Source organism: Limnohabitans sp. TEGF004 (assembly GCF_027924965.1).
In the GTDB taxonomy this organism is placed as follows: Bacteria; Pseudomonadota; Gammaproteobacteria; order Burkholderiales; family Burkholderiaceae_C; genus Limnohabitans.
In genome coordinates this window covers 313875-340248 of sequence record NZ_AP027056.1, presented here as the reverse complement: position 1 = coordinate 340248, position 26374 = coordinate 313875, and the positions used below count along the sequence as shown (strand labels likewise).

Here is a 26374-nt window from a genome sequence, read left to right as displayed (position 1 = left end):
AGAAAGGGGCGTAAAAAAAGCAGGCCCTGAGACCTGCTTTTTGATGATTTTTGGCGTTTTGGCCATCAATCTCCGAACATGCGCTGCTTAATTTCGCGACGTTCTTGCGCTTCAAGCGACAAACTGGCGGTTGGACGGGCCAACAAACGGCCTACACCGATGGCTTCACCGGTTTCGTCGCAGTAACCGTAGTCACCACTGTCGATGCGCTGGATGGACTGCTCAATCTTCTTGAGCAACTTGCGTTCACGGTCACGTGTGCGCAATTCGAGTGCGTGTTCTTCTTCAATGGTGGCGCGGTCGGCTGGATCGGGTACCACCACGGTGTCTTCACGCAGATGCTCAGTGGTTTCGCTGGCGTTGCTCAGAACTTCGTTTTTCAACTGCACGAGCTTGAGTCGGAAGAATGCCATTTGAATGTCATTCATGTACTCGCTGTCGGGCATGGCGATGATTTCTGCATCGGTCAGTTGGTCGGCCGTTTTGGTCTTCCAGTTATTAGCGAGCTTGGCGTCTTTTTTAGGTATCACGGGAACAATGGTTGGAGCGGAGGGTGCCGTCATCGGCATAAAGCTGTTCTTGGCTGCGTTGGACGCAACCACTTGAGCTGGCGGGGGTGGAACCAAAGCCGCCATCTTGGCAGCTCTGGAGTTTTTCTTGTGCACCACAGGGGTGTAGCCAGGAATGATGGGCGTCACGTGCACGATGGGTGCAGGTGCGGCCACCACTTTGACTTTAGTTTCCTTGGCAGGCTTTGCAGCCTTAGCCACAACAGGCTTGGCAGCTTTGGCCGGTGCTGGTTTTGCAGCAGGCGCTTTCTTGGCGGGTGCAGCTTTCACTGCCGGCTTCGCTGCTGCTTTTGGAGCTGTTTTAGGAGCAGCGTTGGATGCGGCTTTTGGGGCCACTTTCGCAACCGGCTTCGCCGCGGCTTTATTTGCTACAGGTTTAGCTGCTGCTTTGACAGGTGCTTTTGCCTTGACTGCTGCCTTGGCTGGGGCTTTGACTGCTTTTGCAGGAGCCTTAACCGCCTTGGCTGGTGCCTTCACGACTTTGACAGGCGCTTTCTTAGCCACTGCTTTTTTAGCAGGAGCCGCGGCCTTCTTAGCGACCACCTTTTTAGGTGCTGCTTTAGGGGCCACTGGCTTTTTAGCCGGAGCCTTTTTGGCAACGACCTTCTTGGCCGCTGCTTTCGCAGGTGCAGCTTTTTTCGCCACAGGCTTAGCGGCGGACTTCGCAGCAGTCTTGGCAGACTTTGCGGGGGTCTTCACCGCCACAGGTTTTTTCACAACTTTCTTCGCAACCGCTTTGGGCGTTGCCGCTGTTTTAGCCGCTTTTTTTGCGGGAACAGGCTTCTTAGAAGCGGTTTTCTTGGATTTAGCGTTCACTGTGGGTCTCCTGGCTGCCCCAGACAGCACGGGTGTGCTGGCAGGGTCTGGCGCGCGGGATTGTAGCCACAAACCCCAAGGCTTTATCAAATTAGCAAAAACTAACAAAATTCATCAAACCAAGGATTGGTCTAGGCCTTGAATCAAGATGTCTTTGGGCAAGTCAATGCCAATGAACACCATCTTGCTGATGCGCTCTTCGCCTTCGGCCCAATCAGGGCCCAAGTCGCTGCCCATCAACTGGTGCACGCCTTGGAAGATCACCTTCTTTTCGGTGCCCTTCATATTGAGCACGCCTTTGTAGCGCAGCATCTTGGGGCCGTAGATGTTGACGATGGCGCCCAAGAAATCTTCCAGCTTGGCAGGATCGAACTGGCGCTTGGATTTGTAGACAAAGCTCTTCACGTCGTCATCGTGGTGGTGATGGTGACCATGGTTGCAGTGCTCGTCATGCACGTGGTCATGGTCGCAATGCTCGCCGTGCGCATGATCGTGGCCGTGGTCATGTAAGTGGCCATGCTTGTGTGAAGGGTGGTCGCAATGCTCGCCATCGTGGTGATGGTGGTCGTCATCAGCCAAGAAGTCAGGGTCGATGTCGAGCTTGGCGTTCAGGTTGAAACCACGCAGGTCAAACACCTCGCTCAAGGACACGTCACCGAAATGCGCCACTTTTTGTGGGGCGCGTGGGTTCATGTGCTTCAAGCGGTGCTGCAAAGCATCCAACTCACCAGGCGTCACGAGGTCGGCCTTGCTGATGAAAATTTGGTCGGCAAAGCCCACTTGACGGCGTGCCTCTTGGCGGTCGTTCAGCTGCTGGGCGGCGTGTTTGGCATCCACCAGCGTCAAGATAGAGTCGAGCAAAAAGCTCTCGGCAATCTCGTCGTCCATGAAGAAGGTTTGCGCCACAGGACCTGGGTCAGCGAGGCCCGTGGTTTCAATCACCACGCGGTCAAAGTTCAACAGACCTTTGCGCTTTTTAGCAGCCAGCAGTTGCAGTGTGGTGCGCAGGTCTTCACGGATCGTGCAGCACACGCAGCCGTTGTTCATCTGAATGATTTGCTCGTTGGTGTCAGACACCAAGATCTCGTTGTCGATGTTTTCTTCGCCAAACTCGTTTTCGATGATGGCAATCTTTTGGCCGTGGGCCTCGGTCAGCACGCGCTTGAGCAAGGTGGTTTTGCCCGAGCCCAAAAAGCCGGTCAGGATGGTGGCGGGGATCAACATAAAAGAGAAGCCTTATTTCTGAACGTTTCAATCAACTGGCTATTGTCGCCGAGCCAGCCTTTTCAAGCAGATCAGCCGCTTTCACAACCACCAGCCCCTTGAGGTATTCGCCCTCGGGAAAGGTCAAGGTCATCGGGTGGTCGGGCGCGCCTTGCATGCGCTCGCTGATGTAGCCATCGCATGGCGCGTCAATGCCAGCCGAGGCGATGATTTTGTGGAACAAATCAGCACTGATACCGCCCGAGCAGCTGTAGGTAAACAGCACGCCACCCGGCTCTAGCAACTTGAACGCCAAACGGTTGATGTCTTTGTAAGCACGCGCCGCGCGGTCGGCATGCGCGGCAGACGGCGCAAACTTAGGCGGGTCGAGCACGATGGCGTCAAACGTGCGGCCTTCTTGAATGAACTGACGCAACGACGCGTTCACATCGGCATCCATCATGGTGGTGCGTGCGGCGTCAAAGCCGTTCAGCGCCACGTTGGCTTTGGCCAGCTCAATCGCGGGGCCGGATGAATCAATCGACGTCACATGCGCTGCACCGCCAGCCAAAGCGGCCACGGTGAAACCGCCTGTGTAGCAATAGCAATTGAGCACGCGCTGAAACTGCAAGCGCTTGGCATAGTCGGCAAACTTCTTGCGGCTGTCGCGTTGGTCTAAATAAAAGCCTGTTTTGTGGCCCTCGGCCACATCCAGAGACAGCTGCCAATCGTGCTCGCGCAGCACCACACCCGTAGCACCCTCACCACGCAGCCAGCCTGTGACTTCGGGCAAACCTTCAAGCTTGCGCACGTTGGAGTCCGAGCGTTCGTAGAGTTTGGTCAGGCCAGTTTGCGCCAGCAACTCGTCGGCAATCACGCTTTTCCAGCGCTCAGTGCCGCACGACAGAAACGACGCCACCAAGATGTCGTCATAGCGGTCCACGATGAGGCCTGGCAAACCATCGGACTCGCCGTGAATCAAACGCACGCCATTGCTTTGAATGTCAAAACGGCTACGCGCTGCAATGGCGCGAGCGATGGAGGCTTTGAAAAACGACGCATCAATGCGTTGACCTTCGTCAAAACTCCAAATGCGCGCGCGAATTTTTGATTCGGGGCTGCACGATGCCCAGCCCAAAAAATGGCCGTCGTTCGATTCCACGCGCACGGTCTCGCCTGCGTCGCCACTGCCTTTGGCAATGGCACCGTCAAAAATCCACGGGTGGCGGCGCAGCGCAGAACGCTCTTTACCTTCTCTTAGCTTGATTGTTTTCATTGACTCAATTGTCGTTTGAGTCGTTGGGGGTTTGCGCTTGGCGTAGAGGTTTATTTCACCTCCCGAGTGAAAGCTAACAAAAATTACACCCCATTAAAGATGCACCTGACACGAAAAAGACTTTCAATTTGCTCAATTAGTGAGCATGCTACTCGCAGCAGAACGACTCCGAAAAAACAGTTAATCTTTAGTCAAGTAGTTCGCATAACTAAGATCCACTCCGTCAGAACACGCGTCATCAGGCTCTTTGTCACGCTCCTTTTGTATTTGCGATTGAGCACGCCCCAATCTGATTGAAATATTATTCAAAATATTAATTAGATTTTCGCGCTCTTCTTTATTTTTATCGCTAAGCGCATGCACCACATCTAAAGCATCGTTCAAATATTTTTCAGCAATTTTCAAATGCGACTCAACTTCAGTAGGTTTGTAGTTTTTACTCTCTGAGTCCAATCCACTTAAGAGCTCATCTACAGAAATAAATTCATTGTCATTACTCATGCTTCGTTCCCTTGGCTTTTTAAAAGATCAATATTGACCCTGCATTATTCAGTTGATTTTTATCAGTTTCTATTGTGATGACTAAGCTACAAAAAATAGTTACTTCTTCCGAGCCCTAGGATGCGCAGAGTCATAAGCCTGCGCCAAATGCTGAAAATCCAACCGCGTATACACCTGCGTGGTGGTGATGTTGGCGTGACCCAGTAGCTCTTGCACCCCACGTAAATCTTGGCTCGACTGCAGCACATGGCTGGCAAATGAGTGGCGCAGCATGTGCGGGTGCACAGGCGTAGACAAGCCAGCTTTCAAGCTGCGCTGACGCAGCCGCTGCCACACAGCTTGCGCCGTTAAGCGCGTGCCATTGCGGCCAATGAACATGGCGGTTTGTTCGGCAGTGGCGGGAGTGAGGCCTTGGTCGCGCACTGCCACCCAGGCTTGCATGGCTTCTAGCGCTTTGCCGCCCACGGGCACGCTGCGGCGTTTGCTGCCTTTACCCAGCACATGGGCTTCGCCACCGTCAAAGTCAATCCAGCCTTTGGCTTGTGCGCCAGCTTGCACGTCTAGGCCCACTAGCTCGCCCACACGCAGGCCGCAGCCGTACAGCAACTCCACCAAGGCTGAGTCGCGGCACTCTAGCCACGGGTCTCCGGCATCAGGTGCGGCGTGGTATTCAGCCAGTTGCACGGCGTCATCCACGCTCAAGGCTTTGGGCAAGGGTTTGGGGGCTTTGGGGGCGCGCACGTCTTGCACGGGGTTGCTGGTGACCAAGCCTTGACGTCCCAGCCACACATAAAACCCGCGCCAGCCTGAGAGGATGAGCGCGATGCCGCGCCCGCTGCGGCCACCGCTGTGCATGTGCGAAACCCAACGGCGAATGTGTGTGCTTTGCACAGCCTCTAGTGCCACGTTGGCAAGGGCTGCGTAGTCGGTGAGTTTTTCTAGGTCGAGGCTGTAGAGCGTGACGGTGCGCTCAGCCAAACGCTTTTCAAAGCGAACGTGGTCGAGGTAGCGGGCGACCAAGTCCATGCGCTTTGAATGCGTGGTTATTTACGCAGGTGACTTCAACGAAGATGAGATAACGCCGCGCTGGCCAAGTCACCCATGCGTTCGATGATGGTGGTGCCCATGCCTTCGTAATAGCGCTGTGGGTCGGGCGAGGCCAAGACCAACAAGCCAATCACCGGCTGCTCAGCCGCAGTTTGCGGTGTGTCTTCGGGGCGCGTGGCACGCAAGGCGATGAAGGCCACCGACTGAGCGGCGGCGGGGTCTTCCAGCCACTGCACGGCGTCGAAGTTGTTGTTGATGCCCACATAGGGCGTGGTCAACGAAGCGGCGAAGTCTTTGATCGGGTCGATCACACTTTGCGCGAAGGGCTCAATTTTGAAATCCTCGCGCACGCCCCACACCTTGATGGCGACTTGCGGGACCATGAAGTCGTGTTGGATATGGTCGGCAATGGTGTGCGGCAAATCGCGTGCGTTGCTGGTCATCAACAGGGTTTTGACCCAGCGCTGCATGCGCTCAATCAGCACCTCGTTTTCTGTGCCGTGGCGCATCATGTCCATCATGCGCAACTCAAGGGCACGAATCTTCTCGCGCATCATTTCGGCTTGACGCTCTTGCAAGCTGATGGCTCGGTGGCTGTGCGGGCTGTTGAGTTTGACGGCTGACAACAACTCGGCGTGACGCTCAAAAAAATCAGGCGTGTTCACCAAGAAATTGGCAATGTCGTCTTCGGTGATGGGGTTCATGGCTGCGTTGTTCATAGTGTGTCTGGAATGGTGATGTCGCCTTGAAAGACGGTGGTGGCTGGGCCGGTCATGCGCACAGGGGTGTCGCCGCCATGCCATTCAATGGTGAGTGTGCCGCCGTGGGTTTGCACGGTCACGCGTGGGTCAAGCAAGCCCCAGCGAATGCCGGTGACAACAGCCGCACAAGCGCCTGTGCCGCAAGCCAATGTTTCGCCAGCGCCGCGTTCGAACACGCGCAAGCGCACCGCGTTGCGGCTGAGCACTTGCATGAAGCCTGCGTTCACACGCTTAGGAAAAGCCGCGTGGTTTTCAATGAGGGGGCCTTGCGCCAGCACAGGGGCGGTGTCGACATCGGCCACCACTTGCACTGCGTGCGGGTTGCCCATGGACACCACGCCCACCTTCACGGCGTCGCCATTGCTCAGGGCCAGTTGCCAAGTGTTGTCGTTCACAGCGGTGGCGTGCGCTGCGGCAAACGGCACTTGGGGCAGGTCAAACACTGGCGCGCCCATGTCCACCGTCACTTGGCCGTCTGGCATTTCTTGGAGGGTGATGACGCCGCCATGCACTTTGACGCGCACGGTGGTTTTATCGGTCAAGCCTTGCTCGCGCACAAAGCGCACAAAGCAGCGCGAGCCGTTGCCGCATTGCTCCACCTCGCCGCCATCGGCGTTGTGGATGACGTATTCAAAGTCCACGTCGGGCTGCGGCGCGGGGCGCACAGTCAAGATTTGGTCTGCGCCCACGCCAAAGTGGCGGTCGGCCAGAAAACGGTAGTGGGCGGGCGTGAGGTGCAAACGCTGGGTGGTCTCATCCAAGACCACGAAGTCGTTGCCCGCGCCCTGCATTTTGGTGAAGCGAATTCGCATGCGCTGATTATCGGGCACTGTGATGTCGCTGATTGGTCAGGGCTTTTGCATGCTTGCGCTTATGCTCACGGCCTACTTTCAACCAACTCAACAACACATGCGCATTCCAGCCTGGACCCCCGAACAAAAACACCAACCCCAAGACTTGGTCGACGCCATCCTCGCCCGTCGCGGCGGTGAACTGATGAACCTTGACCGCGCGCTGCTGTGGAGCGAGCCCGTGGCACGCGGCTGGAACGTACATCTGAAAAACGTGCGTACCGGCTTATCCACCAGCCGCAAGCTTTGTGAACTGGGCATTTGTACCGTGGCCTTGCTGACCGGCGCCAAGTACGAGTACCACCACCATGCGCCCGACTTCCTCACTGCTGGCGGCACACAAGACCAGCTAGATGCCTTGAACCGTGTGGTGCAAGGCGACGCCTGCCAAGCCATCACCGATGCGACGTTGAACGACATCGAGCGTTTGGTCGTGCAATACGCTGCACAAATGACGCGCAATGTGAAGGTGGACGATGCGCTGTTTGCAGCAATGCAAGCGCGCTTCACCACCACGGAACTGGTGGAACTGACCACCGCCATTGCCACTTACAACATGGTGGCGCGCTTTTTGGTGGCTTTGCAAATCACGCCCGACGGCGAAGCACCCCGTTGATTCATCAAACAAAAAAGGCCATCCGCAAGGATGGCCTTTTTTATTAGCAAGAGCTGCTCAGAGCAGCTGCCAGTGAATCATCAGTCAGCGCGAATGCCGTTGTCTTTCACAACCTTGCCCCAGACGTTGATCTGCTTGTCAATGAAAGCGCTGGCCACTGCGGGCGTGCCACCCATGATGTCAATGCCTTGCGCATCAAGCTTCTTAGCCACCTCGGGGTTCTTCAGAGCTTTGTTGAGCTCTTCGTTCATGCGCTTGACGATGTCAGCCGGTGTTTTGGCGGGCGCCAACACGGCCCACCAAGCGGGGGCTTCAAAGCCGGGGTAGCCGTTTTCAGCGATGGTGGGCACATTGGGCAAATCAGCTGCGCGCTTGCTTGATGTCACAGCCAAGGGACGCATGCGGCCGCTGTCGATGTGGGGCTTGGTCACAAACACTGAGGCAATCGACAAAGGGACGTGGCCAGAAATGGCATCGCTCATCAAAGGACCGCCGCCTTTATAGGGCACGTGGGTCCATTCCAGGTTGGCATCTTTGCCCAACAAGGCCATGGCCAAGTGGCCCAAGCTGCCATTGCCAATCGAGCCAAAGCTCACGTTCTTTTTGGCCTTGGCAGCATCCACCACATCTTTGAAGGTTTTGTACTCAGAGTTGACATGCGTCGCCAACACCATGGGCGATGTGCCCACCAACACCAAAGGAATCAGATCTTTTTTGGTGTCAAACGGCAGGTTCGGGTTGAGGCTGGGGTTCACGCCGTGGGTGTCAAACACCACACCGAAGGTGTAGCCATCAGCAGCGGCCTGTGCCACAGCCGCGGTACCAATAGCGCCCGATGCGCCACCGCGATTTTCCACAATCACGCTTTGGCCAATTTGCAGACTGAGTTGCTGCGCCAAAATGCGCGCCACTTGGTCCACAGAACCGCCTGGTGGGAACACCGCCACCATCTTGATGGGTTGCTTGGTCGGCCAAGCTTGGGCCGTTGCCAATTGCGGCACGCTGAGTGCGGCCAAAGTCAGGGCCAGACCGAGGGCGGTTTTGAATGTGCGTCGTTGCATGCTGTTCACTCCTAAATAAAAACTGTCTTAGGCAAATTGTTAGTCAAACGCAGGGGCAACATGATGCGGCAATTACGCAAGGGTAAACACTCAGAGGGCACGTGTTTGCAGGGCTTCTCCATAATATGCCGATGGCCCGCTCTACCCAACTCCCCCACCCCCACAAAGAACCCGCGCGCGTGTTGCCCGCCGCCACTGTGCTGTTGCTGCGCGATGGTCCGGAAGGTCTAGAAGTGCTGATGACGCGCCGCTCGATGACCGCCAGTTTTGCGCCAGGCGCGTATGTGTTCCCGGGTGGCGGCATTGACGTCGCTGATGCGCAGGCCCACGGCCACGCCAAGCGCCGCGCCACGCAAAGCGATTTGCACCTCACCCAAGCCATTGCGGCCATTCGCGAAAGCTTTGAAGAACTGGGCATCTTGTTAGCCCGTCATGCCAACGGACAAATGGCCAACACCTCTGACATTGCAGCCCTCGATCGCGATGCGGTCCAAGGCGACTTTGCGCAGCAATGCGCCGCACGCGGCCTGACGCTCGCAGCGGACGAGGTGTTTGTACTCGCCCACTGGATCACCGACCGCGACCTGCCCCGCCGCTTTGACGTGCCCTTCCTCGTGGCCCGCATGCCCGATGCACAAACGCCCGTGGCCGACGAAAAAGAGCAGTTCGAGCCAGTCTGGGTGCGCCCTGCCGACGCCTTGGCACGCCACGCTGAGGGCAACTTCTTCATCATCTACCCCACCATCAAAACGCTAGAGCGTTTACAAAGCTACACCACGGTAGACAGCGTGTTGGCCGACTGCGCCACCGAGCAACCCTGGTTCACCAGCTGCCCGCGTGCGGGTTGGTTGGGCGGCAAAGAAGCGCGCTACATGGAACACGAAGGCCCGTTTGGCGAACTGGCCCTCACCTGCCCCGATGGACAAATGCTGCACCACCTCGATTGGGTGACCGATCAACCCGTGTTGCTGTTGAAAAACGTGCAACGCCTCACCGCAGCCAACCCCGGCGTGATGACAGGCCCCGGCACCAACAGCTATTTGGTGGGCGACCCAGACACCGGCTACGCCGCCATCGACCCCGGCCCCGCCGACACTGAACACCTGGACCGTTTGTGGCGTGCCGCAGGCGGCAACATCCGCTACATCGTGTGCACCCATTCGCACCCCGACCACTCGCCGGGCGCGGCACCGTTGCAAGCGATGTGCACCCAGCATGGGCACACGCCGCCCGTTCTTGGCTTGGCGTCACACCCCAGCGCACGTGCAGCCAGCGCGTTCACACCAGACCGAGAAGTCGGTGATGGGGAATGTTTGGTGTTGCAAGGCAACGGTGTCGTGCACACCCTGCGCATCATCCACACCCCCGGCCATGCAGCCAACCACCTGTGCTTGGTGCTGGAAGAAGACGGCCTGCTGTTCAGCGGCGACCATGTGCTCAACGGCAGCACCACCGTGATCGACCCGCCCGATGGCAACATGAACGATTACCTCAACTCGCTAGACAAACTGTTGGCAGCTTGTGAGCAAGACCGCATTGATTTCATCCTGCCCGCACACGGCTATGTGTTGGGCAACTTGTGGGATGAACCGCACGATGCACGCGCCTGCATCAACCACCTCAAAGCACATCGCCTCAAACGCGAAGCCAAAATTTTGAAGGTCATGCAGCAGCACGCCGAAGGCAGCATGGATGATTGGGTCAAACAAGCCTATGACGATGTGCCACCACGTTTGTGGCCGGTGGCCATGCGCTCGTTACTGGCGCATGTGGAGCGCATTCGCAGCCTCGCGTAGAGTGGTGCTAAACAGTGGTTGTGTTCTGCGTGGCCAAAAACACCCGCGCCACACTGGGTGAAATTTGCTCCCATGCCTCTTTGCTCATATGTGAAGGCTTGTTTTTGCTGTAACTGAGCCTGGTGTCTTTAGAAAACCCATGCATCGCAAACACCACACAGTTGGTCGTACCCGGCGCATTGACGATCCACAACGCACCGTCAAACGCCGCTTCGATGCGGTCCACATACACATCGCGATAAGCGCTAAACCTGTGCAAGTTGGCTACCGCCACACCGCCTACATTCAACACACGGCGACAGTCTGAATAAAACTGTGGCGAGCACAACTGCTCGGGCATGCCGTGTTGGTCAAAGCCATCGACAAACACCACATCAAAAGTTTGCTCGGTCTGCGCCATGAAATGGGCCGCATCCATCTGCACGACTTGAAAACGCGCATCGTCATCGGGAATTAAGAAGCTTTGGCGCAGCGCGATGACGTGCGGGTTGATTTCCACCACGGTGATGTGTGCGTCAGGCAAATGCTTGTAACAAAACTTGGCTAACGAACCACCGCCCAAGCCCACCATCAACACGCGTTTGGGTTGCGGCTGAAACAACAACACCCCCATCATCAAACGCGTGTATTCGAACTGCAACTCGTCGGGTCGCGCCACGCTCATGCGGCTTTGAATGTCGATGTCTGAAAACACCATCGATTTGCTGAGTGCTGTTTCATGCACGATGGGTTGCTCAAAGCCGTCTGTGGGAATGGGGTCTGACATCTGCGGCCTTGGATAAATGAAAAGTGTGAAGCTCGCCGATACGCCGGATTCTGTGCACCGTGGTTGCCCACGGCGTGACCGTCATTAATCTGGGCCGAGGGTCACCCACTCGGCTCGGTGCTACCTACCCGCCAACTCAGCGGACCGCCTCAACGTTGGCCTACTTGGTATTGCTGCGCGTAGAGATTGCCCGTTTCACCCGAACTAAATCGGCTCGTCTCTGTTGCTCTAATCCTCACCTCACGGTGGAGAGGTGTTACCTCTTACGCTGTCCTACGCAGTCCGGACGTTCCTCCAGTGCCTGGTTTCCCAGATCGCACCAGCGACGGCCTAGCGAGCTTCACGGCTTGATTATCGACGGATAATCAAGGCCCTCGACATAACTTGCCCGATCACCACGGGCCACACGCTTGTGATTCGACTCTCAGAAATCAAACTTCCGCTGTCTGCCCTCCCCGTAGAAGAACGCCGCGCCGCCGATGCGCCAGCCGAAACCGAGGCAGACCGCCAGCTTCCGCCTCACCCGATTGATGCACTTCGCACGCTAGCTGCTGAAGCATTGGGGCTTTCACCTGACGCCATCGCCACGCTGAATGTGTTCAAGCGCAGCTTTGATGCGCGCAAGCAAAACTTGTTGGTGGTCTACATCGTCGACATCACCTTGGTCGATGTAAAGCAAGAAGCTGCGCTGCTGACCAAGTACGAAAAGAACTCACACATTCAACCCACACCCGACATGTCGTGGCTCGCGCCCGCTCATGCGCCGGGCGACTGGGGCAAACACACGGGTGAACGCCCCGTGGTGGTCGGCTTTGGGCCCTGTGGCATTTTTGCGGCGCTGGTGTTGGCGCAAATGGGCTTCAAGCCCATCGTGATTGAGCGCGGCACTAGCATGCGTCAGCGCACCAAAGACACATGGGGTCTGTGGCGCAAAAAGATTTTGAACGTCGAGAGCAATGTGCAGTTTGGCGAAGGTGGCGCAGGCACGTTTTCGGACGGCAAGCTGTACAGCCAAATCAAAGACCCACGCCATTTGGGCCGCAAGGTGATGAACGAGTTTGTGCGCTTTGGTGCGCCCGAAGAAATTTTGTTCACCGCGCACCCACACATCGGCACGTTCAAGCTCGTGAAAGTGGTGGAAGGCTTGCGCGAAGAAATCATCCGCTTAGGCGGTGAAGTGCGTTTCGAACAACGTGTGACCGATGTGGAATACGGCAACACCTCTGCAGACGCGTCATCGCCCAGAGCCATTCAAGCCCTGCGCATTCACAACCACGCCACCGACGAAACCTACACCCTGCCCGCCCGCCAAGTGGTGATGGCGCTGGGCCACAGCGCACGCGATACCTTCACCATGCTGCACCGTCATGCGGTGGCCATGGAAGCCAAACCGTTTTCAGTGGGTGTGCGCATAGAGCACCCGCAAGGCGTGATTGACCGCGCACGTTGGGGCCAACACGCAGGCCACCCTCTGCTGGGCGCTGCCGACTACAAGCTGGTGCACCACGCCGAAAACGGCCGCGCCGTTTACAGCTTTTGCATGTGCCCCGGCGGCACGGTGGTGGCTGCAACCAGCGAAGCAGGCCGCGTGGTGACGAACGGCATGAGCCAATACTCACGCGCTGAGCGCAACGCCAACGCAGGCATCGTGGTGGGCATTGACCCCAGCGACTACCCCACAGACCCCGCCGCCTTTGAAGCCGAATTGGGCCAAGAACTCGGCAACGCCGTGCGCCACACCACGCACGACGCACCCGGTGGCTATCACCCGCTCGCAGGCTTGGTGCTGCAACGCCAACTCGAAGCCCACGCCTACACCTTGGGCGGCAGCACTTACGAAGCGCCCGCACAACTGGTGGGCGACTTTGTGGCTGACCGTGCATCCACCGCCTTGGGCAGTGTGGAACCGTCCTACAAACCGGGTGTGAAGATGGTCAGCTTGAACAGCGCACTGCCTGATTACGCCATCACCGCCATGCGCGAAGCGCTGCCGGTATTCGGTAAAAAAATCAAAGGCTTTGACATGCACGACGCGGTGATGACGGGTGTGGAAACACGCACCTCATCGCCACTGCGCATCGCCCGCGAAGACGACAGCTTGCAAAGCCCCAACCTCGCAGGCCTGTACCCCGCAGGCGAAGGCGCGGGTTATGCAGGCGGCATTTTGTCGGCGGGCGTGGATGGCATTAAAGTCGGTGAAGCCGTCGCACGACAACTCATTTCTTCTAGGAGCCACTCATGAAAGCCAACAGCGTTTTAGACACCATCGGCCACACGCCACACATTCGTATCAACCGCTTGTTTGGCAACACACATCAGGTGTGGATCAAGTCCGAGCGCACCAACCCCGGTGGCTCCATCAAAGACCGCATCGCCTTGGCCATGGTGGAAGCGGCTGAAAAGTCGGGCGCGCTCAAAGCAGGCGGAACCATCATTGAACCGACATCAGGCAACACAGGCGTTGGCTTGGCGATGGTGGCTGCTGTCAAAGGCTACAAACTCATCTTGGTCATGCCCGACAGCATGAGCATTGAGCGTCGCCGCTTGATGCTGGCCTACGGCGCATCGTTTGATTTGACGCCACGCGAAAAAGGCATGAAGGGCGCGATTGCCCGCGCCGAAGAGCTGGCAGCACAAACACCGGGGGCGTGGATCCCACAACAGTTTGAAAACCCCGCCAACATCGAGGTGCACACACGCACCACCGCGCAAGAAATCATCGCGGACTTTCCCGAAGGCGTGGATGTACTCATCACCGGCGTGGGCACAGGCGGCCACTTAACAGGCACAGCCAAAGTGCTCAAAGCCAAGTGGCGCAAACTCAAGGTGTATGCGGTGGAGCCCACAGCCTCGCCCGTCATCTCCGGCGGCGCGCCTGCACCCCACCCCATCCAAGGCATTGGCGCTGGCTTCATTCCTAAGAACTTAGACACATCGTTGCTCGACGGTGTGATTCAAGTCGAAGCTGACGCTGCTCGCGAAATGGGCCGACGCAGCGCTGCTGAAGAAGGTTTGTTGGTGGGTATCTCTTCGGGTGCCACGCTGGCTGCGATTGCACAGAAGCTGCCTGAGATTCCAGCGGGTGCAACCGTGCTGGGCTTTAACTACGACACGGGTGAGCGTTATTTGTCGGTGGAAGGTTATTTGCCGGTTTAAGCGCTGCAGTTATTTGAAAACTCTATCAAGGAGACCGACATGTCCAGTCGAAGTATTCACCTTCACCGTGTTTTAAAAACGACACCCGAAAAGGTCTATTGCGCTTTTCTAGAAGTTGGTGCTTTGGCCAAGTGGCTGCCGCCCTATGGCTTTACTTGCACGGTGCATAACCTCGATGCAAAAGTAGGCGGCACATTCCGCATTTCGTTTCATAACTTCGGCAGTGGTAACAGCCACTCGTTTGGTGGCGAGTACCTGGAACTCGTGCCCAACGAACGCATTCGCTACAACGACAAGTTTGACGATGCCAACTTGCCAGGCGTGCTGGAGGTGACGGTGACGCTTAAGCCCGTGATCTGCGGCACTGAGTTGAACGTCACCCAAACAGGCATTCCAGAGATGATTCCCTTGGAGATGTGTTACCTCGGATGGCAAGAATCGTTGGAGCAATTGGCCAAACTGGTGGAGCCGGATATTCCGGGCTAACAACTCAGCGGTTAAAAAACTTAACAGCGCCTTCATGGGCGCTGTTTCTTTTTATCGGTACAGCAAGCGGTCCAAATCGGTCAGCTCTGCCCGCGCTTCTTTGGCCAGCTGCGCTTGCTCTTTGAGCCAACGTTTCAGCTCCGCCTCGTTTTGAATGCGACGCAAGTCGCGCTCTAGCGTGTCGACCTCATGCTCTTTGTCCCGCAGCTGAATGGCCAGTGCGCGCGCCAAGCTTTCGGCGCTGATGTGATCGAGCTCGTTCACGCCAAGGTAGTGACGAATTTCAAACTGGGCTTGTGCTTCGTCTTCTTCCAGCGCTTCCACTTGCTCTTTGAGCAGCAGGCACATGGCGTTGAGTTTGTCGTCGGCCATGCGGCTCAAAGCCGCACTGTCGATCTGTGCCAATTGCAATTGCAGCTTGAGCAACTCCGACAAGTTCTTGCGGTCATACGCGGCATTCACTTCGCTCATCAACGCGGTTTTGCGCAAGCGCTCGGCCTCATCGGGCTCGCGGTCGGGGTGCAAGGCGCTGGCGAGTTGACGGTACACCGTGCGCAGCGCGGTGTTGGCATCCATCTTTTGCTGCACATCTTTGAGCTGACGGGCCGCTGGTTTTTTCTTGGCCTTCTTGGCTTGGCGTTTGTCTTCGAGGCGCTGTTGCTGTTCGCGGTATTGACGCAGGCCTGCTTCAAACACCGCCTCTGCGGTGTGCAAGTCGTTTGCGCCATGCAAAGGCTTTCCGAATAAATCTTCAAACACGGCTTTGGCGTGCTCAGCACCTGCACGCGCCTCTTCAGCCAAAGCTTGCGCGTCTTCTTCGCTGTGGTGATGGTTGAACACGGCTTGCACTTGGCCGTCTTTCTTGTGCTCTAGTGCTTCACACAGCGCGAGGATGATTTGCGTGGCGCTGCGTCGGTGTGTGGCCGTGAGCTCTGCGCTATGCAAGCACCCATCCAAATACAGCAACAGGTTTTTACGTGCCGTGTCTTCTTGGCTCTTCAACGCGCTCATCGCCGTCAAGTGGCTGCTGCGGTGCTGCGTGGACAACGCCTCTAGCGTGGCAATGGAATCAGACAAGGCCGACACACGCGCCAGCAACGTGTTGAAACGTTTTTGCGCAGGCGTGAGTTCAGCAGCAGGCTGAATGGCAACAGTCGCCACTGCTTGCACAGAGGCGACCGTCCAGGGAGATTGAGGCGCGTTCAACAATCAGCGCGCCGCTTGCAATGCTGCAATGCGCTCTTCCAACGGTGGGTGCGAGGCAAACAACTTGCCCAAACCACCGGTGATGCCCATCGCAGCCACGCTGGTGGGCAGCTCGCCCGCTTGCATGCTGTTGAGGCGAGCCAAGGCGTTGATCATGGGTTGCTTGTTACCCAAGAGCTTGGCAGAACCTTCATCCGCAGCGAACTCGCGGTAGCGGCTGAACCAGGCCACGATCATGCTGGCCACGAAGCCAAGCAAGATGTCGAGCACAAAGCTGGTGATGTAGTAGCCCATGCCTGGGCCTGTGGACTCGTCATCCTTGCTGCGCAACATGCTGTCCACGAAGTAGCCGATGACGCGGCTCAAGAACACCACAAAGGTGTTGAGCACGCCTTGGATGAGCGTGAGCGTGACCATGTCGCCGTTGGCAACGTGGGCAATCTCATGACCCAACACAGCTTCAATTTCTTCTTTGGTCATGCCTTGCAGCAAGCCGGTAGACACGGCCACTAAGGCTGAATTTTTGAATGCACCCGTGGCAAACGCGTTGGGCTCGCCCTCATAAATGGCGACTTCAGGCATGGTGATGCCAGCGCGCTCAGACAAGCGTTGCACCACGCTCACCAACCACGCTTCGTCTTGGTTGGCGGGTTGGGTGATGACGTGTGCGCCCGTGCTCCACTTGGCCATGGGCTTGCTCATCAAGAGAGAAATAAATGCACCGCCAAAACCCATGATGAGCGAGAAGCCCAACAAGGCAGACAGGTTCAAACCGTTGGCGGTGAGAAAGCGGTTGACGCCCAGCAAACTGGCGACGACCCCCAGCACCACCATGACGGCGAGGTTGGTGAGGACGAACAGAAGAATGCGTTTCATGGTTTCCTTTTCAGCGGGTAGTACAAAGGTCCGCTGCTATGAATGGTAGGGGCGATTGCTAGCAATTCAACACGCAGCTTTTAAAAAACCACACAAAAGTTAGGCAAAGCTGTGAGCTATTTGGATGCCTTAATGGCTAATTCACGCTTAGGACGAAACACATTTGTGTCTTCGTAATAAGCACGCTCGGCATTGTCAGCACACCAGCCTGGAACGCCCAAAACGGGCAGTGGCTCGAAAGGTTTAGTAGCTAGTTTGGCAGCTTGCAGATCTTGCACCAGCCACGCATCTAGCGCGGCTTCGTCGTGTGGGTTGACCTCATTGGCCACGCGGTACACATGGCCGGTGATGGACTTGTAAGGCGTGACGAGTTTTTCGACCAAGGCATGGCCGAACAACACGAGGTGAACGTGCTGCCATTGGTCACGGAGGTACACAAAGAGCTTGAGCCAATCACGCGCTTGCAACGCAGCCCACACCTCGTCGGATGCGTGCATGAGCACGACGTTTTCGTCAAACAAGGTGAGTGCATCGCGCACGGGGCCGCGTGTAGCACTGATGCCTTGAGCTTCGATCTCAGCGGCTTGCAGTTGATTCAGGCGACGCTTGGCCAGTGGGAAGCGATGCCAGCACAAACCGTTGAAGAAGTCGTGCAGGCCGTCGCGGGTGGGTACTTGGCCAGTTTTGAAAATGAAGTCTTCGTAGGCTTGGCCTTCGGGGAGGGCTGACTGGGGGACGAACGTCACTTCTTTGGCATCGCCAAGCGCGAGGCCAGCACGGGTCGTGTTCACGCTCGCTGCGCTCGCAATATCACCCGAGCCCGCGCTGGCCTCGCACTTGTCTGCGGAGTGGTTCGCTGCGACTGAGCTTAGCTGCAGGTTTGTTTGAAGTGCATTTAGGGCTTCGGCAACGCTTTGCTGTTTCAGCGCTAGTTGCGCCGTGGACTCACCAAGTTCGCGCCAAGGCGAGAACCACGGCTGCGACCAATCAATCTCGGCTAAGACAGCGCCTGCAAAGCCTTCTGTTTTTGGATTTAAACCACGCGCCAAGGCAATGCCTCGCCAGAGCGCAGGGGCTTCAAGTCGGCTTCGCCAAACGCAAAGCTCTCGGGCGGTGTCCAGCTTTCTTTGCGCAGCGTGAGCGTGCCGGTGTTGCGTGGCAAGCCGTAGAAGTCTGCACCGTGGAAGCTGGCGAAGCCTTCGAGTTTGTCAAGTGCACCTGCGTTCTCAAACGCTTCGGCGTACATGGGCATGGCTGCGTGTGCGGTGTAGCAACCGGCGCAACCTGTGGCGTGTTCTTTGAGCTGTGCGGGATGTGGCGCGCTGTCGGTGCCCAAGAAGAACTTAGGTGAACCGCTGGTGGCGGCTTTCACCAAAGCTTGGCGATGTGTTTCGCGCTTCAACACAGGTAAGCAGTAGTAATGTGGGCGAATACCGCCGGTGAAGATGGCGTTGCGGTTGTACAGCAAGTGGTGCGCGGTTATGGTGGCGCCTGTGTACTGATCGCTCTCGGCCACGTATTGCGCAGCCTCGGCGGTGGTGATGTGCTCGAACACAATTTTGAGTTCGGGGAAATCTTTGCGCAGCGGAATGAGCTGCGTGTCGATGAAGACAGCTTCGCGGTCAAACAAGTCGATGTCGCTGCTGGTGACTTCACCGTGCACCAACAACAACATGCCTGCTTTTTGCATGGCTTCAAGTGTTTTGTAGGTCTTGCGCATGTCGGTCACACCCGCATCGCTGTTGGTGGTGGCGCCTGCTGGGTAGAGCTTGGCGGCGACCACGCCAGCGTCTTTGGCGCGGACGATTTCGTCGGCGGGCAAGTTGTCGGTGAGGTACAGCGTCATCAATGGCTCAAAGCTCATGCCCTGTGGTACGGCAGCCGAGATGCGCTCTTTGTAGGCCAAGGCTTGTGCCGCTGTGGTGACGGGGGGCCTGAGGTTAGGCATGATGACAGCGCGGCCAAATTCGGCGGCGGTGTGGGGCACCACGGTGTTGAGTGCAGCGCCATCGCGCACGTGCAGGTGCCAGTCGTCGGGTTTTGTGATGGTGATTTGTTGCGTCATGCTTTTATTGTCGCTTTTTGTTTCTGGTCTAACGACTGTTGCGCGGCTTGGGTGCGGCGGCTGACGATTTCTGGTACTCCAGCATGAGAAAGCCGCCGCACCCAAGCTGCGCAACCCTCCCCGGAGGAAAAACAGATATCAGTGCGCCAAGATCTTGTTCAAGAACTCTTTGGTTCGTGGCTGACGGTTTTCTGGGTGATTGAAGAACTCATCCTTCGAGCAGTCTTCCAAAATCTTGCCGCCCACATCCATGAAGATCACACGGCTGCCCACCTTGCGGGCGAAGCCCATTTCGTGGGTGACGCACATCATGGTCATGCCTTCGTTGGCCAAGTCCACCATCACGTCCAACACCTCGCCCACCATCTCGGGATCGAGTGCTGAGGTGGGTTCGTCAAACAACATCACGATGGGGTCCATGCTCAAAGCACGGGCAATGGCCACGCGTTGTTGTTGGCCGCCCGAGAGTTGGCCTGGAAACTTGTCTTTGTGCGCCATCAGGCCCACGCGCTCTAGGTATTTCAAACCATGTGCATGCGCTTCGTCTTCGCTGCGGCCCAAGACCTTTTGCTGAGCAATCGTGAGGTTCTCGGTCACCGACAAATGCGGGAACAACTCGAAGTGCTGAAACACCATGCCCACGCGGCTGCGAAGTTTGGGCAGGTTGGTGTCTTTGCCGTGCACCGCAATGCCGTCGACCATGATCTCGCCTTCTTGGAAAGGCTCCAAGGCGTTGATGGTTTTGATGAGGGTGGATTTGCCCGAGCCTGAAGGGCCACAGACCACGACCACTTCTCCCTTTTGGATGTTGGTGGAACAGTTGTTCAGCACCTGAACGGGGCCGTACCACTTGGAAACATTTTTTAATTCAATCACGATGAACTCCAGCGTAACTTAACGCTTAGCGAATGATGGCAATGCGCGCTTGCAAGCGACGCACGAGGGCCGAGAGGCCAAAACAAATCACGAAATACACCAAGGCGGCCAAGATGTACACCTCTTCCACGCGGCCATAAATCTTGCCTGCGGTAACGAAGCCCTTGAGCAAGTCATACGCGCCAATGGCATAGACCAACGAGGTGTCTTGGAACAAGATGATGGTTTGCGTGAGCAACACAGGAATCATGTTGCGAAAGGCTTGTGGCAACACAATGAGGCGCATGTTTTGGCTGTAGGTCATGCCCAAAGCCTGACCCGCCATCACCTGACCACGCGGAATGGACTGAATACCAGCCCGCATGATCTCGCTGAAGTACGCCGCTTCAAATGCCACAAAGGTAATGGTGGCCGACAGCTCAGCACCAATGGAGCGGCCAATCAAAAACGGTATCAGTAAGAAGAACCACAGAATCACCATCACCAAGGGGATGGAGCGCATGCCGTTCACATAAATGACGGCGGGCAGTTCTAAAAATTTGTTACCCGACAAGCGCATCAGCGCCAAGATCGTGCCAAACACAATGCCGCCGATGGTGGCGATGATGGTCAGCTCAACGCTGAACAACATACCCTTCAACACAAACTTGTTGAAGATGTCCCATTCGACAAAAGAAAAATCGAGTGCGCTCATGATCAGTGCCCCCCGCCGACATTCCCTGCGACCACGAGGCCAGGGATTTGCATGCGGCGCTCCACGAGAGCCATCACACGGTTCACAGCAAAGGCTGACACGGTGTACAGCGCCGTCACGGCCAAGTACACCTCAATGCCACGCGAAGTTTCTTCTTGCACTTGCATGGCGTACATGGTGAGTTCGGCAATCGACACCGCAAAAGCCACCGAAGAGTTTTTGAGCAAGTTCATCGACTCGCTGGTGAGCGGCGGCCAAATGGTGCGAAACGCAATGGGCAGCAGCACATAGCGATACGTTTGCCAAGTGGTAAAGCCCATGGCCATGGCCGCATAACGCTGGCCGCGTGGCATGGCTTGGATACCTGCGCGCAGCATCTCTGCGATACGTGAGGAGGTAAAGAAGCCTAAGCCCAACACCACCAACACAAACCCCGGCACTTGTTGCATGGCCGGAAAGACCTTGGGCAACACGAAGTACCAGAGAAAAATTTGGACCAACACGGGGATGTTGCGAAACAGCTCCACCCACGCGTTGGCGAATCTCGCTAACCAAACATTCAAACGCGTATCTTGAGGCAAGGTGCGCAGGATGCCCATGAGGCATCCTGACAACATCGCCACCACCCAGGCACTGCCCGCTACAGAAAGCGTCCAGCCCCAGGCTTCAAACATCCACTCGAGGTAGGTTCGTCCACCACCGTCGTCCTGAAGAAAAACCTGCCAATCGAGTGTCATGTCTTGCGTTTTCTAAATTACTTCTTGGCGTAGGCTTCAACAGGTTTGTCGTTCAAGTTTTTCCAAGCGTCCTTGTTGGCATCGCTGGCAGGCATGCCGAGCTTGATGTTCTTTGGAGGGATGGCTTGTGTGAACCACTTGTCGTACAGCTTGGCGAGTTCGCCAGACTTAGCCAAACCAGCGATGGTCTCGTCAGCCAACTTCTTGAAAGCTGGATCGTCCTTACGGAACATGATGGCGATCGGCTCAACGTTCAAAACTTCGCCCACGATTTTGAAATCAGCTGGTGCTTTGGAGTTGGCGATGTTGCCAGCCAAGATTTGGCCGTCCATCACGAACGCATCAGCGCGGCCAGACTCGAGCAGAAGGAAGCTGTCTGCGTGGTCTTTACCGAACACTTCTTTGAAGTCAACGCCAGTGGCACGCTCGTTCTTACGGAGCAATTGCACAGAAGTAGTGCCTGTGGTGGTCGCCACGTTCTTACCGTTCAACTGAGCGATAGACGTGATGCCAGAGTTAGCGCGCACAGCGATGCGCACTTCTTCCACGTAGGTGGTGAACGCGAAAGCCACTTGCTTTTGACGTGCTTCGTTGTTGGTGGTTGAGCCGCACTCGATGTCCACCGTGCCGTTCTCAGTCAAAGGAATACGGTTTTGTGAAGTCACAGGTGTGTATTTCACTTCCAGCTTTTTGCCCACTGCTTTTTCAACGTTGGCAATGATGCGCTGGCAAATCTCAACGTGGTAGCCCACATACTTGCCGTCACCCAAGGTGTAAGACAAAGCGCCAGAAGAGTCGCGCACGCCCATGGTGATGCTGCCTGCGGCTTTGACTTTGGCGAGGGTGTCATTGGCTTGCGCGAAGGCGGTGCCTGCCAAAAGTGTGGCCACGGCCAAGGTAACGAACTGCTTTTTCATGTGAAGCTCCAGTTGAGGTGAATGAATGCGTAAATCTACATTCTAGAGAGTGTCACCATGGGGAAATTACTTACCTCTTTTCCCGTGCAACAGGGCGATGTTCATCTCCGCCGACAGGGTGCTGGCGTAGAACTTTTCAATCATTTCCACCGAAGTTCTGGCATTTCTGGCCAAGGTCAATAAATCAATATTTCCACCAAAAATCAGTCTGAATGTGATGGCAGTATGACGCAAGCTGTACAGCGAACGCATGGCCCCATGCGGCCCTTGCTTGATACCAAGGTCTTTGAGAATCCAGTTAAAAAGCCAACCAATGATGTCCAGCATGCGGCGGCGATTGGGTTCTTGCGGGAAAAACACATAGTCGTCAGGGCGACCAAAACCCTGGGCCTTTTGACGTGCGAGCAGGCGTTCATAAATGCGCACAGCAGGTGGCAAACTGACAATTGGCGCCTTGTGACGCTTGACCTCGGGCAAAGTGAGTCGCAAGTAGTTGAACTGGCCTTTGATGATTTCGATGTGTTTGTGCTGCAGTTGTCGCACATCACCGGGGCGCACAAAGGTGTACACCATGAAACGAATCAGTCCATTCATTTCAATGGGCATGGTGTGGTACGAGGCATGAATCCAAATGCGCTTTCCAGACGGCCAGTCTGTGTAGGTGGTGCGTGTCAGCTCTTTGGATTTTTGAAGGATCAATTTGTATTCAGTCACGGTGAATGCACCCCGAGAGTTGAGCTGCAACTTCACCGGCGGAAAAAGCGGCATTTGCGAAATCACGCCACGCACAAACAGCAATTTCAACAACTTTCGAAAATGCGCCAAATAACCAAGGATGGTGGAACCAGCCAAGTTCTTTTCTGTCAAAAACTGCACAAAGTCTTGGACGGTTTTGGTGTTGATAGACCTCAACGGTTTAAGTCTCAAGAAATCAAAAACAAGTCCCTCTAGACGAATTTTGGTCATCAGCCATGATTCTTTTTTGATTTCATCTCTGGCCACACGCTCCAACTCTCTTTGCAAAATCTCCTCGATCAAATCATGCAAGAGGTATTGGTTTTTTCGCATGATCAGCAACGCATCGCCGTCAGGCACGGCTAAGACATCAACCTGCCCACGCATCACCAGTTCGTTATAAAAATTCTTGGCAAGCACATGCGCTTCATGCGCGTCCGTTGTTTTCAAGCTTTTGCCGATGTAGCGCCCATGGCTAAAAATGCGAACCTGCCAATACTTACTTCCTGCAATCCTGAAAATTTTGAGTTTTTCAGGCAAACCTTCCACCTGCATAAAGCTTGATTTGATCGGGGAATTTCGCGCCCGCGGAATAAAGAAAAAATCATCGTTTGCTGGAGCGTCTAAGTACATTTTTTCCGTTTCAATGCGTCAAATGGGAGTTCATCGTTCATAACTGGTCGAAGTTATGAACACATTGACGCTATTGAAGCAAATCAATCATTTGCAGAATTGGAAGGGAAATAACCCTCGTTGCTATCGCAGCACTCGCCGCTTTCGGCGCACAAGCTCAATCTTCTGTGACTATCACTGGTAACGTTGATGCCGGTTACCAATCTGTAAAGACCGATTACGGTAACGCAACAAGCGCTTCTGTTCGTTCCGTGTCTAACGGTACACAGAACACAAACAACGTTACTTTCCGTCTGACAGAAGACTTGGGTGGCGGCTTGAAGGCATCTGCTTTGTATGAGTTGGATTTCGATGCAACTGGTGGTTACAACTTCACATCACAAAACACTGGCACAACAAACACAGCATCTGCCCCAACTACAGCTGAAGTGTTTGTTGCCGTTGCTGGTGGTTTCGGTGAAATCAAAGCTGGTAACGCCAACTTGCCAACATTTGGTGCACAAGCCGCACGTTCAGCATTCGGCACCAAAATCGGTGGTGGCTATGGCGACAACGCACAATTGGGTACAAAAGTTTTGCGCGCACAAGGTGCTACACAGTACTTGACACCAGCAATTGCTGGTTTTCAAGGCGCCGTGGCGTATAAGCCTAAGACAGTTGCTGCCGCGCAATCTGCAACAGCAGCAGAAGTTGTTGCAGCTGGTGACATCACCGACTACAGCTTGACATATGTGAACGGCCCTCTGAAAGCTGTTGTGAGCAATTACAAGCAAACTAACACATTGAAACAAACACAGTTTGCTGTGAACTACGTGTTGGGTAAAGCCACTCTGATTGCTGGTATGCACAATGAGAAAAGCGACGGCACAGCAACTGCTGCCGACAAATCTGGTAACAACATTGGTTTGAAGTACGCTTTGACTGCAAATGTTACTTTGTTGGCTCAGCATACTACTCTTAACGACAAGTTGACTGCTAATAAAGACAAGAAGATTGATGGTATCGGTGCTCAATATGCTTTGAGCAAGCGTACTAATGCATACGTCCGTTATGTGACCGAAACCAACGATAACAACGGCACAGGTGCTACAGACAAATCTAAAGTCACTACGACTTTGGTTGGCTTGGCCCACGCTTTCTAATTCCCACACTGGCTTAGCCAGTTAAGAATTTAAAAGACCAAAAGCCCTACCCCTTGCAAAAGGAGTGGGGCTTTTTTGATTCAAGAAACATAATATTTGAGACAGAGATGACAAACTTTTCAAAAGTTGCATTGGCTTGCACAGCATTGTTTATGGCCTCAGGCGCATTTGCACAAAAAGCGGGTGACAACATCGTGAGCGCTGGTTTGGCTTCTATCAACCCAGACACTCAAGTGGGTCAGCTCACTAATAGTGGTGTAGCTCAAGCTGCTGTAAATGGCGCAACTGCAAAGGTTAGCAGCGAAACGACACTCTCATTGAGCTGGTTGCATATGTACACCGACAATGTGGGCGCCGAAGTCACTATTGGTATTCCGCCAACCATGACTCAAGATTTAACAACCCCTGCCACAGGCGCACATCCCGGGGCAGCAAAAATTCAACTCCGATCTCCTGCGGTTGTGGCTAAGTATTTCTTTGGCTCAACTCAAGATCAGTGGCGCCCATATTTGGGTCTAGGCGTTGCGCATGTTTCGTTTCATAAAATACAAACCAATGCTGGTGATGCGACTATTCAAAACTTAAGCGGCAACGGTGCATCGTTGAGTTCTTCTTGGACACCTGTTTACAACGTAGGCGTTATTTACAACATTGATGACAGGTGGAGTATTAGTGGATCTGTTGCATATTTGCCAGTTAAAACGACAGCCACTTTTGTAGGTAGAGCGCCATATGGATCTACTACCGGTGAGGTAAAACTTAATACAACCGATTACGTGGTTCGCGTTGGCTACCGCTTCTAATCCCCCCGCTGGCTTAGCCAGTTAAGGATTTAAAAGTCTAAAACCCCATCGTGGTAACACGGTGGGGTTTTTTATTGCGCGATGCAATTGCATCGATAATTTTCAGTGTGAACGCTTCTGACATTTTTTCTTCTTTGGTCCACGAGCGCCATTCGGTGCGGGGCTATCTATCCACCCCTGTGCCTGATGCATTGCTGCATGAGGTGTTGATGTTGGCGCGCATGGCGCCTAGTGGGGCCAATTTGCAGCCGGGCGCTTTCATCGCTGTGCAGGGCGATGTGAGGCGTGAACTGTCGAATGACTTGGTAACTTCTTGGCGCGCAGGTGCGCAAGAGAAAGAAGACTACGACTACTTTCCCAACCCCATGCCCATGATCTTGCGTCGTCGCCAAGTGGCTGCAGCACAAGCGCTCTATGGCGCATTAGGCGTTGCGCGTGATGACCGTGCTGGACGCGATGCGCAGTTTGAACGCAATTTTTGTTTTTTTGATGCCCCTGTCGCTTTGGTCGTCACCATGGCGCATGGCTTTGGCAGCGGTGGTTATATGGACTTGGGCATGAGCTTGTATGGCTTGATGTTGGCCGCTCAATCCAAAGGCTTGTCCACCTGCGCCATTGGTGCCCTGGCGTCTTACCCCAGTTTGATTCGCCAACATTTAGGGCTGGAAGCTTCGTCACACATTGTGTGTGGCATGGCCTTGGGCTATGCAGACCCTGCAGCACCCGTGAACACCACACGCACCACGCGTTGCGATTTAGACGACTATTTCAAGGTCATCGGCTAA

At 55.3% G+C, this 26374-nt stretch carries 26 protein-coding genes and 1 other RNA gene; 8 read left to right on the top strand and 19 right to left on the bottom strand.

Annotated features, from left to right (window positions below):
• Positions 1–65: 65 nt before the first annotated feature.
• The 7 genes from dksA to dapF form a co-directional block, all read right to left on the bottom strand.
• Positions 66–1385 (bottom strand): RNA polymerase-binding protein DksA, encoded by a 1320-nt coding sequence (gene dksA, locus LINBF2_RS01835; protein ID WP_348773713.1) that lies wholly within the window; start codon positions 1383–1385, stop codon positions 66–68.
• 114 nt (positions 1386–1499) lie between these two features.
• Positions 1500–2609 carry a GTP-binding protein gene (locus LINBF2_RS01830; protein ID WP_281889974.1) on the bottom strand — a complete coding sequence of 370 codons (1110 nt, stop codon included), beginning with the start codon at positions 2607–2609 and terminating at the stop codon, positions 1500–1502.
• A gap of 31 nt (positions 2610–2640) precedes the next feature.
• Complete coding sequence (locus LINBF2_RS01825) at positions 2641–3864, bottom strand: class I SAM-dependent methyltransferase (protein ID WP_281889972.1); 1224 nt, start codon at positions 3862–3864, stop codon at positions 2641–2643.
• Positions 3865–4044: 180 nt separating this feature from the next.
• Positions 4045–4365: a hypothetical protein gene (locus tag LINBF2_RS01820; protein WP_281889970.1), complete on the bottom strand. Its 321-nt coding sequence runs from the start codon at positions 4363–4365 to the stop codon at positions 4045–4047.
• 99 nt (positions 4366–4464) lie between these two features.
• A complete protein-coding gene (locus LINBF2_RS01815) occupies positions 4465–5391 on the bottom strand; it encodes a tyrosine recombinase XerC (protein WP_281889968.1) in 927 nt (308 codons plus the stop codon).
• A gap of 35 nt (positions 5392–5426) precedes the next feature.
• The gene (locus LINBF2_RS01810; protein ID WP_281889966.1) at positions 5427–6131 is read right to left on the bottom strand and encodes a DUF484 family protein; all 705 of its coding nucleotides are present in this window, start codon (positions 6129–6131) and stop codon (positions 5427–5429) included.
• On the bottom strand, positions 6128–6985 hold the full coding sequence (gene dapF, locus LINBF2_RS01805) for a diaminopimelate epimerase (protein WP_281889964.1): 858 nt from the start codon (positions 6983–6985) through the stop codon (positions 6128–6130). The genes LINBF2_RS01810 and dapF overlap by 4 nt, the downstream gene beginning before the upstream one ends.
• A gap of 97 nt (positions 6986–7082) precedes the next feature.
• On the opposite strand from dapF, the gene LINBF2_RS01800 reads away from it, so the two are divergent.
• Positions 7083–7640: a carboxymuconolactone decarboxylase family protein gene (locus LINBF2_RS01800; RefSeq protein WP_104796570.1), complete on the top strand. Its 558-nt coding sequence runs from the start codon at positions 7083–7085 to the stop codon at positions 7638–7640.
• An 80-nt stretch (positions 7641–7720) separates the two neighbouring features.
• Here the strand turns inward: LINBF2_RS01800 and LINBF2_RS01795 are convergent, their stop codons facing one another.
• Positions 7721–8701, bottom strand: coding sequence for a tripartite tricarboxylate transporter substrate binding protein (locus tag LINBF2_RS01795; protein WP_104796571.1), 981 nt, complete (start codon positions 8699–8701; stop codon positions 7721–7723).
• Positions 8702–8832: 131 nt separating this feature from the next.
• Between LINBF2_RS01795 and LINBF2_RS01790 the strand changes: the two genes are divergently transcribed.
• Positions 8833–10497 (top strand): MBL fold metallo-hydrolase, encoded by a 1665-nt coding sequence (locus LINBF2_RS01790; protein ID WP_281889961.1) that lies wholly within the window; start codon positions 8833–8835, stop codon positions 10495–10497.
• A 7-nt stretch (positions 10498–10504) separates the two neighbouring features.
• Here LINBF2_RS01790 and LINBF2_RS01785 read toward each other — a convergent pair whose 3' ends face one another.
• Together LINBF2_RS01785 and rnpB are read right to left on the bottom strand one after the other, a co-directional pair.
• On the bottom strand, positions 10505–11263 hold the full coding sequence (locus LINBF2_RS01785) for a fused MFS/spermidine synthase (RefSeq protein WP_281889959.1): 759 nt from the start codon (positions 11261–11263) through the stop codon (positions 10505–10507).
• A gap of 23 nt (positions 11264–11286) precedes the next feature.
• An RNA gene (rnpB, locus tag LINBF2_RS01780) (RNase P RNA component class A) lies at positions 11287–11605 on the bottom strand.
• A gap of 70 nt (positions 11606–11675) precedes the next feature.
• On the opposite strand from rnpB, the gene LINBF2_RS01775 reads away from it, so the two are divergent.
• The 3 genes from LINBF2_RS01775 to LINBF2_RS01765 are packed head-to-tail and all read left to right on the top strand — an operon-like array spanning position 11676 to position 14905.
• Positions 11676–13505, top strand: a complete 1830-nt coding sequence (locus tag LINBF2_RS01775; RefSeq protein ID WP_281889957.1) for an FAD-dependent protein — start codon at positions 11676–11678, stop codon at positions 13503–13505.
• Positions 13502–14419 carry a cysteine synthase A gene (cysK, locus tag LINBF2_RS01770; protein WP_281889956.1) on the top strand — a complete coding sequence of 306 codons (918 nt, stop codon included), beginning with the start codon at positions 13502–13504 and terminating at the stop codon, positions 14417–14419. The genes LINBF2_RS01775 and cysK overlap by 4 nt, the downstream gene beginning before the upstream one ends.
• A 39-nt stretch (positions 14420–14458) precedes the next feature.
• Positions 14459–14905 (top strand): SRPBCC family protein, encoded by a 447-nt coding sequence (locus LINBF2_RS01765; RefSeq protein ID WP_281889954.1) that lies wholly within the window; start codon positions 14459–14461, stop codon positions 14903–14905.
• A gap of 51 nt (positions 14906–14956) precedes the next feature.
• Here LINBF2_RS01765 and LINBF2_RS01760 read toward each other — a convergent pair whose 3' ends face one another.
• The 9 genes from LINBF2_RS01760 to LINBF2_RS01720 all read right to left on the bottom strand — a co-directional run bounded on the left by LINBF2_RS01760 (position 14957) and on the right by LINBF2_RS01720 (position 23566).
• Positions 14957–16111, bottom strand: a complete 1155-nt coding sequence (locus tag LINBF2_RS01760) for a hypothetical protein (RefSeq protein ID WP_281889952.1) — start codon at positions 16109–16111, stop codon at positions 14957–14959.
• Between the two features lie 3 nt (positions 16112–16114).
• Positions 16115–16987: a protease HtpX gene (gene htpX / locus LINBF2_RS01755; RefSeq protein ID WP_281889950.1), complete on the bottom strand. Its 873-nt coding sequence runs from the start codon at positions 16985–16987 to the stop codon at positions 16115–16117.
• 116 nt (positions 16988–17103) lie between these two features.
• Entirely contained in the window at positions 17104–17778 is a 675-nt protein-coding gene (locus LINBF2_RS01750; protein WP_281889948.1) for a DUF3025 domain-containing protein, read from the bottom strand.
• A gap of 242 nt (positions 17779–18020) precedes the next feature.
• Entirely contained in the window at positions 18021–19052 is a 1032-nt protein-coding gene (gene pyrC, locus LINBF2_RS01745) for a dihydroorotase (RefSeq protein ID WP_281889946.1), read from the bottom strand.
• 138 nt (positions 19053–19190) lie between these two features.
• Positions 19191–19928 carry an amino acid ABC transporter ATP-binding protein gene (locus LINBF2_RS01740; protein WP_104796580.1) on the bottom strand — a complete coding sequence of 246 codons (738 nt, stop codon included), beginning with the start codon at positions 19926–19928 and terminating at the stop codon, positions 19191–19193.
• A gap of 25 nt (positions 19929–19953) precedes the next feature.
• Positions 19954–20625: an amino acid ABC transporter permease gene (locus LINBF2_RS01735; protein ID WP_281891264.1), complete on the bottom strand. Its 672-nt coding sequence runs from the start codon at positions 20623–20625 to the stop codon at positions 19954–19956.
• The gene (locus LINBF2_RS01730; RefSeq protein ID WP_281889943.1) at positions 20625–21359 is read right to left on the bottom strand and encodes an amino acid ABC transporter permease; all 735 of its coding nucleotides are present in this window, start codon (positions 21357–21359) and stop codon (positions 20625–20627) included. Before LINBF2_RS01730 ends, LINBF2_RS01735 begins: the two co-directional genes overlap by 1 nt.
• A gap of 17 nt (positions 21360–21376) precedes the next feature.
• A complete protein-coding gene (locus LINBF2_RS01725; protein ID WP_104796583.1) occupies positions 21377–22276 on the bottom strand; it encodes a transporter substrate-binding domain-containing protein in 900 nt (299 codons plus the stop codon).
• Between the two features lie 66 nt (positions 22277–22342).
• The gene (locus LINBF2_RS01720; RefSeq protein ID WP_281889941.1) at positions 22343–23566 is read right to left on the bottom strand and encodes a phage integrase SAM-like domain-containing protein; all 1224 of its coding nucleotides are present in this window, start codon (positions 23564–23566) and stop codon (positions 22343–22345) included.
• Between the two features lie 164 nt (positions 23567–23730).
• Between LINBF2_RS01720 and LINBF2_RS01715 the strand changes: the two genes are divergently transcribed.
• The 3 genes from LINBF2_RS01715 (at position 23731) to LINBF2_RS01705 (ending at position 26374) form a co-directional block, all read left to right on the top strand.
• Positions 23731–24786: a porin gene (locus LINBF2_RS01715; RefSeq protein WP_348773715.1), complete on the top strand. Its 1056-nt coding sequence runs from the start codon at positions 23731–23733 to the stop codon at positions 24784–24786.
• A gap of 53 nt (positions 24787–24839) precedes the next feature.
• On the top strand, positions 24840–25589 hold the full coding sequence (locus LINBF2_RS01710; RefSeq protein WP_281889939.1) for an OmpW family outer membrane protein: 750 nt from the start codon (positions 24840–24842) through the stop codon (positions 25587–25589).
• 107 nt (positions 25590–25696) lie between these two features.
• Entirely contained in the window at positions 25697–26374 is a 678-nt protein-coding gene (locus LINBF2_RS01705; RefSeq protein ID WP_281889937.1) for a nitroreductase, read from the top strand.